At 64.9% G+C, this 12722-nt stretch carries 11 protein-coding genes; 6 read left to right on the top strand and 5 right to left on the bottom strand.

Features of this window, described 5'->3' with window-relative positions:
* The 4 genes from PSV33_RS16385 to PSV33_RS16370 all read left to right on the top strand — a co-directional run.
* Window positions 1-461: sodium:proton antiporter (locus tag PSV33_RS16385; RefSeq protein ID WP_300563332.1), on the top strand; the 461-nt coding region annotated here is incomplete at its 5' end.
* Between the two features lie 28 nt (window positions 462-489).
* The gene (locus tag PSV33_RS16380) at window positions 490-1476 is read left to right on the top strand and encodes a D-glycerate dehydrogenase (protein ID WP_300563331.1); all 987 of its coding nucleotides are present in this window, start codon (window positions 490-492) and stop codon (window positions 1474-1476) included.
* Between the two features lie 9 nt (window positions 1477-1485).
* Window positions 1486-2832 carry a DNA recombination protein RmuC gene (rmuC, locus tag PSV33_RS16375; protein ID WP_300563330.1) on the top strand — a complete coding sequence of 449 codons (1347 nt, stop codon included), beginning with the start codon at window positions 1486-1488 and terminating at the stop codon, window positions 2830-2832.
* 25 nt (window positions 2833-2857) lie between these two features.
* The gene (locus PSV33_RS16370) at window positions 2858-4039 is read left to right on the top strand and encodes an MFS transporter (RefSeq protein WP_300563329.1); all 1182 of its coding nucleotides are present in this window, start codon (window positions 2858-2860) and stop codon (window positions 4037-4039) included.
* Here the strand turns inward: PSV33_RS16370 and PSV33_RS16365 are convergent.
* Together PSV33_RS16365 and efp are read right to left on the bottom strand one after the other, a co-directional pair.
* Complete coding sequence (locus PSV33_RS16365; RefSeq protein ID WP_300563328.1) at window positions 4017-4880, bottom strand: TIGR00730 family Rossman fold protein; 864 nt, start codon at window positions 4878-4880, stop codon at window positions 4017-4019. The two genes, PSV33_RS16370 and PSV33_RS16365, sit on opposite strands and share 23 nt — an antisense overlap.
* 77 nt (window positions 4881-4957) lie before the next feature.
* Window positions 4958-5512 carry an elongation factor P gene (gene efp / locus PSV33_RS16360; protein ID WP_096667885.1) on the bottom strand — a complete coding sequence of 185 codons (555 nt, stop codon included), beginning with the start codon at window positions 5510-5512 and terminating at the stop codon, window positions 4958-4960.
* A gap of 227 nt (window positions 5513-5739) precedes the next feature.
* Here efp and PSV33_RS16355 point away from each other — a divergent pair, with 227 nt between their 5' ends.
* Window positions 5740-7479, top strand: coding sequence for a phosphoethanolamine transferase (locus PSV33_RS16355; protein ID WP_300563327.1), 1740 nt, complete (start codon window positions 5740-5742; stop codon window positions 7477-7479).
* Here PSV33_RS16355 and PSV33_RS16350 read toward each other — a convergent pair.
* The 3 genes from PSV33_RS16350 to earP all read right to left on the bottom strand — a co-directional run bounded on the left by PSV33_RS16350 (window position 7454) and on the right by earP (window position 10672).
* On the bottom strand, window positions 7454-8821 hold the full coding sequence (locus tag PSV33_RS16350; RefSeq protein ID WP_300563326.1) for an ATP-binding protein: 1368 nt from the start codon (window positions 8819-8821) through the stop codon (window positions 7454-7456). The two genes, PSV33_RS16355 and PSV33_RS16350, sit on opposite strands and share 26 nt — an antisense overlap.
* Window positions 8822-8891: 70 nt before the next feature.
* Window positions 8892-9551, bottom strand: coding sequence for a response regulator (locus PSV33_RS16345; protein WP_300563325.1), 660 nt, complete (start codon window positions 9549-9551; stop codon window positions 8892-8894).
* Window positions 9548-10672 carry an elongation factor P maturation arginine rhamnosyltransferase EarP gene (gene earP / locus PSV33_RS16340; protein ID WP_300563324.1) on the bottom strand — a complete coding sequence of 375 codons (1125 nt, stop codon included), beginning with the start codon at window positions 10670-10672 and terminating at the stop codon, window positions 9548-9550. Before earP ends, PSV33_RS16345 begins: the two co-directional genes overlap by 4 nt.
* Window positions 10673-10776: 104 nt before the next feature.
* Here earP and uvrC point away from each other — a divergent pair, with 104 nt between their 5' ends.
* Entirely contained in the window at window positions 10777-12717 is a 1941-nt protein-coding gene (gene uvrC, locus PSV33_RS16335; protein WP_300563323.1) for an excinuclease ABC subunit UvrC, read from the top strand.
* Window positions 12718-12722: the final 5 nt, after the last annotated feature.

Genomic DNA, 12722 nt, shown 5'->3' with positions numbered 1-12722 from the left:
GGGGGCCCATGGCCGAGGTGGCCAAGCTGTTTGCCGGCATTTTCCTGACCATCATCCCGGTCATTGCCATGCTCAAGGCAGGTGCCGCCGGGCCATTTGGCGCCGTGGTGTCGGCCGTCACCCGGCCCGACGGTCAACCCGACCCGGCCATGTATTTCTGGGCTACCGGTGCACTGAGTTCCTTCCTCGACAACGCGCCGACCTACCTGGTGTTTTTCAACACCGCAGGCGGGGACCCCGCCACGCTGATGACCACGCTGGCACCGACGCTGGCTGCCATCTCGGCCGGCGCGGTGTTCATGGGCGCCAACACCTACATCGGCAATGCGCCCAATCTGATGGTCAAGGCCATTGCCGAAGACCGCGGCGTGAAGATGCCGAGTTTCTTTGGCTACATGGCGTGGTCGGGTGCGGTCCTGATCCCGCTGTTTATCCTGATGACTTTCATCTGGTTCCAGTGAAGTCGTTTCAATTTTTCAGAGACAAACCATGAACAAACCCAAAGTCCTCGTTGCCCGGGCGATTTTTCCCGAAGTCATCACGCATCTGCAGCAGCATTTCGAGGTGCATGCCAACCAGGCGGATGAGACCTGGTCGAAAGCGCAGTTGACTGAAAAGCTGCGCGGCATGGACGGCGCCTTCACCACCGGTGGCGATCGCATTGATGCCGAGGTGCTGGCGGCCTGCCCGACACTGAAGATCTGCGCCAACATGGCGGTGGGTTACAACAACCTCGACATCGATGCCATGACGGCGGCTGGTGTGCTGGCCACCAACGCACCGGATGTGCTGACCGAAACCACCGCCGACTTCGGCTTTGCGCTGCTGATGGCCACGGCCCGCCGTATCACCGAAAGCGAGCATTACCTGCGTGCCGGCAAGTGGAGCAAGTGGAGCTACGACATGTTTGCCGGCTCCGACATCCACGGCAGCACCCTGGGCGTGCTGGGCATGGGCCGCATCGGGCAGGGCATCGCCAGGCGCGGGGCACACGGCTTTGGCATGAAGGTGATTTACCACAACCGCTCGCGCCTGGACGCTGCGCTGGAAGCAGAGTGCAAGGCGAGTTACGTCAGCAAGGAAGAACTGCTCCGGACCGCCGACCACGTGGTGCTGGTATTGCCGTATTCACCGGCCTCGCACCACACGATAGGCGCTGCCGAGCTGGCGCTGATGAAACCGACAGCGACGCTGGTCAACATCGCGCGCGGCGGCATTGTGGACGATGCCGCGCTGGCTGCTGCGCTGCGCGACCGGCGTATTGCGGCGGCGGGCCTGGATGTGTTTGAAGGCGAACCCCAGGTCCATCCTGACCTGCTCACGGTGCCGAACGTCGTGCTGACGCCGCACATTGCCAGTGCCACGGTGCCTACACGCATGGCCATGGCCATGCTGGCGGCCGACAACCTGATCGGTTTCTTCAAGGATAAAAGGCCGCTGACGCCCTTGAATCCTGCGGTGTTAGCTACGAAATAAATAGCACTGATGAACTCCTTGCAAGCCTGGCTGGTCCTCGCAGCGTTGCTGCTTGTCCTGCTCCTTCTGGTCTGGCTGCTGCTGCGCAAGCCGGACGACAGTGGCCGCGAAGAACTGCTCGCCGGCCTGGCCGCCGGGAACGACAAGCTCGAGCGCGAGCTGCGGCGGGAAATCGGCGACAGCTCGCGCGCCAGTCGGCAGGAGCTGGCTACGAGTCTTGCCACTTTCCAGCAAACGCTGGTGCAGCAAAGCGCCGAGGCCATCCGCACCCAGAATGCGCAGATCGATGCGTTCGCCCAGCAACTGACGCTGCTGCAGAAAACCCTGTCCGACACACTGACCACACAGCTCCAGTCCGTCAGCGAATCGAATGCGCGGCGCATGGGAGAAATCCGGGAAACGCTGGAGAAACAGCTCGCGCAGCTGCAGCAGACCAACTCGGCCAAGCTCGACGAAATGCGCCAGACGGTGGACGAAAAGCTGCAGACCACGCTGGAAACGCGATTGGGCGAAAGTTTCAAGCAGGTGGCCGACCGGCTCGAGCAGGTGCACAAGGGCCTGGGCGAAATGCAGACGCTGGCGCAGGGTGTGGGCGACCTCAAGCATTTGCTGACCAATGTCAAGGCGCGCGGTATTTTTGGCGAGGCGCAGCTCTCGGCCCTGCTCGAGCAGGTGTTCACCGTCGACCAGTACGCGGCACAGGTCATCACGCGCCGTGGCGGCAAGAACCCGGTGGACTTTGCGATCCGTCTGCCTGGCCGTTCGGACAACGGTGACCCGGTCTGGCTGCCGATCGACGCGAAGTTTCCCAACGAGGACTATGAACGCCTGCTCGACGCGCAGCAGCGCGCCGACGTGCTCGGCGCCGAGGTGGCAGGCAAGGCGCTGGAAGTGCGCATTCGCATGGAGGCCAAATCGATTTCGGAAAAATACATCGAGCCGCCCTACACAACGGATTTTGCGATCCTGTTTTTGCCGACCGAGGGGCTGTATGCCGAAGTCCTGCGCCGGCCCGGCCTGATGGAGGTGCTGCAGCGCGAGCACCGCGTGACGCTGGCCGGCCCAACCACCTTGCTGGCCATGCTGAACTCGCTGCAGATGGGCTTTCGAACCCTGGCGCTGGAAAAACGCTCCAGCGAAGTCTGGCAGGTGCTGGGCGCGGTCAAGACCGAATTCGGCAAGTTCGGCGACGTGCTGGCGAAGGTCAAGTCGCAGACCGAAACCGTGCTCAATACGCTGAGCAGCGCCGAGCAACGCAGCCGGGTCATGGGCAAGGCGCTGCGCAACGTCGAGGCCTTGCCGGAGCTTGACTCTGCGCGGCTGATTCCCATGGACCGGGAACCGGACGAGGGCTGATCGGCTCCCTGGTGGCCTGAGTTGCATGACGCCAGAACTTGCCCGCCTGATCCTGGCCCAGATCTGCCTGCACGCCTGCATGGCTGGCACCCGCATGGCCGCGCCCTTGCTGGCGCTGCGCGAGGGTTACAGCCCGGCTGCGGTCGGCGTGTTGCTGGCCTTGTTTGCGCTGACCCAGGTGTTTCTGGCCCTGCCCGCGGGGCGTTTTGCCGACCGGAATGGCCTGCGTCGGCCCATGGGTTACAGCGTCGTCGCAGCCGTGCTGGGGGCCGGGGTGGCGGTGGTTTTCCCGGTGTTTCCGGTGCTCTGTCTGTCGGCGCTGCTCACTGGCGGGGCAACCGGCGCCGCCGTGATTTCACTGCAGCGTCACGTCGGGCGGGCCGCGACCGGGGGCTTGCAGTTGCGACAGGTGTTCAGCTGGCTGTCGATCGGCCCCGCGATTTCCAATTTTGTCGGACCGTTTTCTGCGGGGCTGCTGATCGACCATGCGGGCGCCATGCCCAACAGCATCTCAGGCTACCGTGCCGCTTTTTTCCTGATGGCGGTGCTGCCGCTGGCCAGCTGGTTTCTGGTGCGCAAGACGCGCGAGCTGCCGCCTGTCATTGCCGCACATGGCACCCGGCGGGGCAGCGCCTGGGACCTCCTGCGCGACACGACCTTCCGCCGCCTGATGCTGGTCAACTGGTTTCTGTCTTCCTGCTGGGACGTGCACACCTTTGTCGTGCCGGTGCTGGGCTTTGAACGAGGCATCAGCGCCTCGGTGATCGGTTCCATCCTGGGCGCCTTTGCCGTGGCTGCCGCAGCGATCCGGATGGTGATGCCGCTGGTGGCGGCGCACCTGCGCGAATGGCGCGTGCTGGCCACGGCGATGCTCGTGACTGCGGTGCTGTTTGCCGTCTACCCGTTCATGCGGACAGCCTTGGGCATGGGCCTGTGTTCGGTGTTGCTGGGCTTTGCGCTCGGCACGGTGCAGCCCATGATCATGAGCATGCTGCACCAGATCACGCCCGAGGCCAGGCACGGCGAGGCGCTGGGCCTGCGCCTGATGGCGATCAACGCCTCGAGTGTGGTCATGCCCATGCTGTTCGGCACCCTGGGTGCGGTCATCGGCATTGCGGGCGTGTTCTGGGCCACCGGCGCGGTGGTGGGCGCGGGCAGCCGTGCCGCCTGGCTGCTGCGGCCAGCTACAACTGATAAAAGGTCTTGATCGCGTCCCAGGCGACCTGGGGGTCGTCGACGTACTGGAAGAGCTTGAGATCCTCGGGTGAAATCGCACCTTCATCGATCATCACGTCGAAGTTGATCAGGCGTTGCCAGTACTCCGTGCCGAACAGGATGATGGGCACCGGTTTGGCCTTGCGTGTCTGCACCAGCGTGATGACCTCGAACAGCTCGTCGAGCGTGCCAAAACCGCCCGGAAACGCCACCAGCGCCTTGGCGCGCATCATGAAGTGCATCTTGCGCAGCGCAAAGTAGTGGAACTTGAAACTCAGCGAAGGCGTGACGTAGGGGTTGGAGTTCTGCTCATGCGGCAGCGCGATGTTCAGGCCCACCGTCGGCACGCCCATCTCCTGCGCCCCCCGGTTGGCGGCCTCCATGATGCCGGGACCGCCCCCGGTGCAGATGAACAGCTGCTCTTCGGGCGGCCGGGTCTTGCTGTGAGCGCCGACCAGGCGCGAGAACAGCCGGGCCTGGTCGTAGTAGGCGGCGTTGCGCACCTGCCGCTCTGCCAGTGCCAGGGCCTGCGCATCGCCGGATGCCTGGGCGAGCTTCAGGGCCTCCTCGGCCTGTTCCGGGGCCGGGAAGCGCGCGCTGCCAAACACCACGATGGTGTTCTCGATGCCCTGGGACTGTTGTTCCATGTCCGGCTTGAGCATTTCCAGCTGGAAGCGGATGCCACGGGTCTCGCGGCGCAGCAGGAACTCGGGGTCGGCGAAGGCCAGCCGGTAGGCGTTGGCTTCCAGCGGCATACCCTTGTCGGAATGAGCCTGCAGTTCTGCCCACGCGTCTGCGATCCGGCTGGCGGATAGGTCGTCTGTTTGTTCCATAGGTGGTTCAGTAAGTTTTCGGGATGCAAAAAGGCTCCATCAGGAGCCTTTTTGTCAGAATGTCGGGATGTTGCGGATCAGACGCGTTTGCGGTATTCGCCGGTACGCGTGTCGATCTCCACCACATCACCTTGCGCGACAAAAATTGGCACGCCGATTTCAAAGCCGGTGGCCAGTTTGGCCGGTTTGAGCACCTTGCCGGACGTGTCGCCTTTGACGGCAGGCTCGGTCCAGGTGATCTCGCGGTTGACGCTGGTGGGGAGTTCGACCGAGATGGCCTTGCCGTCGTAAAACACGACTTCGAGTTCCATGCCATCTTGCAGGTAGTTCAGCGAGTCGCCCATGTTTTCGGCTTCGACTTCGTACTGGTTGTAGTCGGCGTCCATGCAGATATACATCGGATCGGCGAAGTACGAGTAGGTGCAATCCTTCTTGTCCAGGATGACCTGGTCGATCTTGTCGTCGGCCTTGAACACCTGCTCGGTGTTGAAGTTGGCAATCAGGCTTTTGAGCTTCATGCGCACGGTGGCCGAGTTGCGGCCGCCGCGGCTGTATTCGGTCTTGAGCACCACCATCGGGTCCTTGCCGTGCATGATGACATTGCCAGCGCGTATTTCTTGAGCGATTTTCATAACAGTTTCTAGTAGTGAGTTGGCCGCCAAATGCCTCTGGGGTGACGCGGGTCCGCGGCGGGGAATGCGGCATTGCCCAAACCTGGGGCGATGCAAAGCCACACATTTTAACTTTATTTCGGGCAAGCACCCGGAACGGCCCCGACCTCCTTGCCGGGCCTGCTTAAGGGTGGTTTAAGTGTCCCGGAGACAGACTTCAGGGCTTCCTGACTCCAGGCTGACTTTCCATGGTCATCCCCACCGCCCCGATGATGAATTTTTCCGCCACCGGCGCCCTGGCGCCGGCCCCCGTCCTGCCCTCAAAACCGTGGTTTCAGCGGCCGTCCCTGCAGGTCGAAACCCTGGTGCTGCTGTGCGTCGGCTTTCTGCTGCTCAGCGGCAACGGGCCGTTCTGGCGCGCCGCGCTGGCTGGCCGGGGGTGGGCGCTGGTGGCGACCTGGGGTTTTGCGGCTGCCCTGTTTGTCGCTTTCTCTGCCTTTTATTTCGCTTTTCTGGCGCTGCTGGCAACACGCCTGACCGTCAGACCTTTGCTGAGTCTGCTGGTGCTGTGTACGGCTTTTGCAGCCTGGTACATGGACCATTACGCCATTTACCTGGACCGCGCCATGCTGCGCAATGTGCTGGCCACCAATGTCAACGAGGCCCGGGAACTCTTTGTCTGGGGCATGGTGCCGCACGTTCTGCTACTGGGTGTCCTGCCGGCGGCGCTGATCTGGTGGCCCCGGTTGAAGCAACGCACCCTGGGGCGGGCGCTGGCCGTCCGCCTGGGCTGGATCGCGGCCGCGCTGGCAGTGGGCGCAGCCAGCCTGCTGCTGGTGTTTGCCGACTTTGCCTCGCTGATGCGCAACCACAAAGAGGTGCGTTATCTGCTGACGCCGGGCAATGTGGTGGCCGCGCTGGCCGGCAATGCACTGGGCGGCGTGCAGCGGCCATCGCAGCCCAAGCTGCCGGTTGGCGAGGATGCCCGCCTGGGTGCCAGCTGGAGCGCCCGTACCCGGCCGGTCATGTTTGTGCTGATCGTTGGCGAAACCGCGCGCGCGCAGAATTTTTCGCTCAACGGCTACGCGCGCCAGACCAATCCGCAGCTGGCCAGGCAGGACGTGATCAATTTCCCGCATGCCACCGCCTGCGGCACCTCGACCGAGGTTTCCCTGCCCTGCATGTTTTCGCCCTACGGCCGTAGTCACTATGACGAGGAAAAGATCCGCGGGCATGAATCGGTCTTGCACGTCTTGGCCCGCGCCGGCTTCAAGGTGCTCTGGCGCGACAACCAGTCCGGCTGCAAGGGCGTCTGCGACGGTCTGCCTGCCGAGCAGCTGGACGACGCCAAGGTGGAGGCACTGTGCGCGGAGGGCCATTGTCTGGATGAGGTGCTGCTGCAGGGCATGGAAGGCATTGCCCGGGACAACAAAGGCAACCTGCTGGTCGTCATGCACCAGCTCGGGAGCCACGGACCGGCCTATTTCAAGCGTTATCCGGCGGTGTTCAAGCAGTTCTCCCCGGCTTGCCAGAACGAAGACCTGAGCGTCTGCACGGCTGCGGAAATTGTCAATGCCTATGACAACTCGCTGCTCTACACCGACTTCTTTGTTTCAAAGGTCATCGATTTCCTGGCGGGCGCGCAGCAGCAGTACGACACGGCCATGCTGTATGTCTCGGATCACGGCGAGTCGCTGGGTGAGGGGGGCCTCTACCTGCATGGCATGCCTTACCCGATCGCGCCCGCTGTGCAGACACAGGTGCCGTTTGTGATGTGGTTGTCGCCGGGGTTTCGTCGCAGCTTCAAGATCGACCAGGACTGCCTGCGCTCGAACGCGGGCGCCGCGGTCAGCCACGACAACCTGTTTCATTCGCTGCTCGGCGTGCTCGATGTCCAGACCCTGGCCTATGACAAGTCGCGTGATCTGTTTGCGCCTTGCCGCCCGGCACCCTTGGTGGCCCTCAACGGGCCGGAAAAAGCACACTGACCCGCAAGCCGGTGCCGCCGCCCGGCGCTTCGTCCAGCCTGATGTCGGCGCTATGGCGTTCGGCGACCGCCCGGGCGATAGCCAGGCCCAGCCCGCTGCCATGCGACGCATGGCCGTCGGCACTGACACTGCTGCCCCGGTAAAAGCGGTCAAACACCCGTTCCCGCTCAGCGGCGCTGATGCCCGGCCCGCTGTCGGTCACGCTCAGGCAGGGGCGGCCCTGCTCAACCCGGGTGGTCACGTCGATGCGCCCGCCTGCAGGCGTGTGGCGCAGGGCGTTGTCGACCAGGTTGTTCAGCAGGATGGCCAACTGCTGCACATCGGCGTGGACAGTGGGTGTTTCTTCGGTCACCGCGCCCAGGTCAATCTGCCGGTCATCGGCGCGGGCGCTGAAACGGCCCACGGTGGATCGTGCCAGTTCTGCCAGATCAACCGCTTCCCGGCGCAGGGCCGGGGTTTCCGGCGCCAGCCGTGACAACTGCAGCAACTGCTCGACCAGGTGCTGGGCGCGCTCAATGCCGGCGCGCAGCTGCACCAGCGCCTCCTCGCGCTGGGCCGTATCGCTGGCGCGTTCGAGCAATTGCAACTGCAGCCGCAGCGCTGTGATCGGCGTACGCAGTTCGTGGGCCGCGTCGGCCAGGAACAGCCTCTGCAGTGACAGGGCCCCGCCCAGTCGGGCCATCAGGTCGTTGATGGCGCCTATCAACAGGTGCAGCTCCGGCGGGTGGGCCGACAGGGCGATCGGATGCAGCGCCTCGACACTGCGCGCCGTGACCTCACTGGCCGCCAGCGCCAGCGGCGCCAGGCCACGCCGCAGCGCCAGCGTCAGCATGCCGGCGAGCAGGGCCAGCATCACGAGGGCAGGCAGGATCAGCACGGAGCCTGTTTCACGCGCCAGCGCCTGACGCTCGCTGTCGCGCTGGCCGGCCTGCACAATGCCGTCCTCAAGCACGATGGTGTAGAGGTGCCAGCGCTCGTGGCCGATGTTGACCACGCTCAGGCCGCTGCGCGAGCGAAAGGGCAGGTTGACGGCCGGGTCGGACCGGTGCAGCAGGGTGCCGCTGCGCGTCCACGCCGCGGTGACAAACTCAAACTTGCCGTATTCCTCGTAAACCCGCGGCAACTGCTCGGCCAGGCTGGGGGTGCGCGCCATGCCGTAGGTGCCGTGGTGGTTGGCCACCGCGAGCGCGACCTGCTTGAGGTTGTCTTCGAACACCTCGCCCATTTCGTGCGCCAGCGTCCAGTACGAGATGCCCACCAGCAGGCTGGCGCCCGCCACCAGCGCACCCATGGCCCAGACCAGAACGCGGCGGTGGATGGACTGAACGGGACTTGTGCTCATGGCCTGCTCCTTGTGTTGTCGTTCGCCCTGGCCGCTACCCCCGGCAGGCCGGGGCCCCTCCCTGCGTAGCTCATGGTGCCACCACCTTGTACCCGACACCGCGCACATTGCGGATGGTGTCAGCGCCGAGTTTGCGGCGCAGCTTGTGCAGGTAGACCTCGACCGCATTGCTGCCGATCTCCTCGGCCCAGCCGTAGATGGAGTCTTCCAGCTGGGCTCGTGACAACACGGCGCCGGGCCGTTGCATGAGGGTCTCCAGCAGTGCGAATTCGCGGGCGGACAGGTTCACGGCTTCACCTTTCAGGCTGACTTGTTTGTGGACCGGGTCAAGGATCAGCTCGCCACATTGCAGCAGGGGGGAGCCGCCGCCGGCATGGCGGCGCAGCAGCGCGCGCACCCGGGCGATCAGCTCATCCAGGTCGAAAGGCTTGAGCACATAGTCGTCGGCGCCCGCGTTGAGCCCGGCGATGCGGTCGGCGACCGCGTCGCGTGCCGTCACGATCAGCACCGGCACGGCGTTGCCGCGCGTGCGCAGGCCCTTGAGCACCGCCATGCCATCCTGGCCGGGCAAGCCGAGGTCCAGCACGGCCAGGTCGTAGACGCCGTTGGCCAGCGCGCGCTCGGCGGCGTGCCCCTCCATCACCCAGTCCACGCTGAACCCGGCGTCGGCCAGACCCTGGCGCATCGCCCGGCCAACCATGGTGTCGTCTTCCACCAGCAGCAGCCTCACGGTGCAAGCCCCTGTTTCTGCGTGACAAAGTCCAGCAGCTGCGTGGCCAGGTCGGCCTGTTCCTTCAGGCGCTGACCGGCCGCGCGGGCGCAGCCGGACCACAGAGGCAGGTCGGGAGCCGGCAAGTCGCGCTGCAGGCCGTTCCACACCTCATGAAAACGCCGCAGCGACGGCGGGGCCTGCAACATGTCCAGAAAGGCTTGCAGCTTGGCCTGATGGGCGTGGTCGGCCTGGGGGTAAATCTGCCAGACGAAGGCCTGGCCGGCCCAGAGCGCGCGCACCACCGAATCCTCGCCGCGTACAAAGTTCAGGTCGCAGGCCCAGAGCAGGTGGTCGAAATCGTCCTGGCGCAGCCAGGGAAGGTATGAAATTGATAGCGGCTCGCGCCCGTCCTGCTTGGGCTGTGGCCACTTTTTGTCATGAACGGCGGTCTGGACGGCGGCCGTGGCGCGGCCCGCGGTCACGAGCAGGCGCACCGGCGCGGCGGCGCTGCCCATCTGCACCAGGTGGTCCAGCAGCTGCGCCAGGGCGGGGGGCTCGTAACAGAACAGCGACACCAGCATCTCGCCATTCCAGTCAATGCCGCGCCCGGCCAGCCAGGCCTGCCGGTCAAAGGCCGCCTGGCGCGCTGCCAGCGTGGACTCGCGCAGCAGCCCGCCAGTGGCGGCGCTGAAGCCGGGGTAGAAAAACCACTTGGTCCAGCCGGCAGCCGGGCCGCGTGGCACCGGCGAGGGCAGGGCATGGCAGCGCTCCACCCAGGGCTCGGCGGACAGGTATTCGAGGTTGATCCATACAGGTTTTTGGCCTGTAGCCCTTTCCCTGTCTGCGCAGGCAGCTATGAATTCAGGAGCAATTTCGCAGCCAAAGGCCTCCACCAGCACCTCGCAGGGGGCGGCACCCAGACGCAGGACGTTCATGCCCAGCGGCTCCAGCCAGGGCAGGACGTCGACACCGTCGCAGCCTTCGGGCGCCATCCAGTGCAGGGCCGACGCGTCGTCCACCCACAGCCGCACACGCTGCCCGCGCGCCGCCAGTTCCGCGCTGAGCCGCCAGCAGACGCCGATGTCGCCGTGGTTGTCGATGACCTTGCAAAAAATGTCCCATTGCGGGCGATGATCCATGCCCGGATTGTCCACAATACGGGGGCTGCCAGCCGGAGTTGTCCGGAATTGCCGATACTTCTTCCGGAAGACGGCCCCCACCGGCCCAACGCGCACCCACCACCATGACCCCATCCCACGAATTTGACCCCCAGCTGCTCAGCGAAGTTGCGGCGCTGCCGGCCATGCCCGGCGTTTACCGCTACTTCGATGCGGACGGCGCGGTGCTGTATGTCGGCAAGGCGCGCGACCTGAAAAAACGGGTCTCCACTTACTTCCAGAAGAACCACGGTGGCACGCGCATCGGCCACATGGTGACGAAGATCGCGCGCATGGAAACCACCGTGGTGCGCTCCGAAGCCGAGGCGCTGCTGCTGGAAAACAACCTGATCAAGACGCTGAACCCGAAGTTCAACATCCTGTTCCGGGACGACAAGAGCTACCCCTACCTCAAGCTCGCGTCGCACACCTTTCCGCGCGTCGCCTACTACCGCGGCGCGGTCGAAAAAAAGCACAGCTACTTCGGGCCTTATCCCAGCGCCTGGGCGGTCAAGGAGACCATCTTGCTGCTGCAGAAGGTCTTCAAGCTGCGCACCTGCGAAGACACGGTGTTCAACAACCGCACCCGGCCCTGCCTGCTGTACCAGATCAAGCGCTGTTCCGCGCCCTGTGTCGGCCATGTGACGCCCGAGCAGTACGCGCTGGACGTGGCCAACGCCGAGCGTTTTCTGCAGGGGCAGGCCGGGGACATCCTGACCGAGCTGGAAAAGCAGATGCGGGGCCGTGCCGAAAAGCTGGAGTTCGAGCAGGCGGCAGAGCTGCGCAACCAGATCTCGGCGCTGTCCAAGGTGCTGCACCAGCAGTCCATGGAAACCGGCGGTGACAAGGACGTGGACATCCTGGCGGTGAAGGTGCATGGCGGCAAGGCCTGCGTGAATCTGGCCATGGTGCGCGGCGGCCGGCACCTGGGCGACCGGCCGTATTTCCCCACCCATGTCGAACACGCGGCCGACCTGGCCGGACTCGATGAAGACATTGGCGAAGCTGCTGAAGGCGCAGAGGGCGCTGAGGGCGCTGAGCTCGCCGTGCCTGCAAAGACCAAAAAGCTCGAGGCCCTGGTGCTGGAAGCCTTCATCGCCCAGCACTATGTCGGCGTGCCGGTGCCGCCCGTGCTGGTGTGCAGCGAACCGGTGGACAGGGAACTGATCGCCGCGCTGGTCATGCAGACGGGCAACAAGGTCACGGCGATCCACCAGCCGCGCGAGCAGCGTCGCATCTGGCTGGAGATGGCGCAGACCAACGCCGACCTGCAGCTGGCCCGGTTGCTGGCCGAGCAGGGTTCGCAGCAGGCGCGCACCCGCGCGCTGGCCGAGGCGCTGGACCTGTCGCTGGACAAGCTCGATGCGCTGCGCATCGAATGTTTCGACATCTCGCACACGGCGGGTGAATCGACCCAGGCCTCCTGCGTGGTGTTCCATGGCCACAAGATGCAAAGCGCCGAATACCGCCGCTACAACATCGAGGGCATCACGCCGGGCGACGACTACGCTGCCATGCGCCAGGTGCTGATGCGCCGCTACAGCAAGCTCGCTGAAGCGGCGCGCAACAACACCGCCCGGCTGCCGGACCTGGTGCTGATTGACGGCGGCAAGGGGCAGGTCTCGATGGCGCGCGAGGTGTTCGAGGAGCTGGGCCTCGACCTCGGCCTGATTGCCGGCGTCGAGAAAGGCGAGGGGCGCAAGGTCGGGCTCGAGGAGCTGGTCTTTGCCGACGGCCGCGAGAAGGTCTACCTCGGTCGCGACTCGGCGGCCCTGATGCTGATTGCCCAGATCCGCGACGAGGCGCACCGTTTTGCCATCACCGGCATGCGGGCCAAACGCGCCAAGGTGCGGGTCGGTGCCAGCCGCCTGGAAGACATCGCCGGCATTGGCCCCAAAAAACGCGCCAACCTGTTGCAGCGTTTTGGCGGCATACGCGGCGTGAGTTCGGCCAGCGCGGAGGACATTGCCACGGTGGAGGGCATTTCCCGCGAGCTCGCCGAAGAAATCTACCGCGCCCTGCACTGAACCCG

Source organism: Polaromonas sp. (assembly GCF_029945895.1).
Lineage (GTDB): Bacteria > Pseudomonadota > Gammaproteobacteria > Burkholderiales > Burkholderiaceae_C > Polaromonas.
Note: the sequence above shows the minus strand (reverse complement) of the source record. Positions and strands in the feature narration are given on the sequence as shown.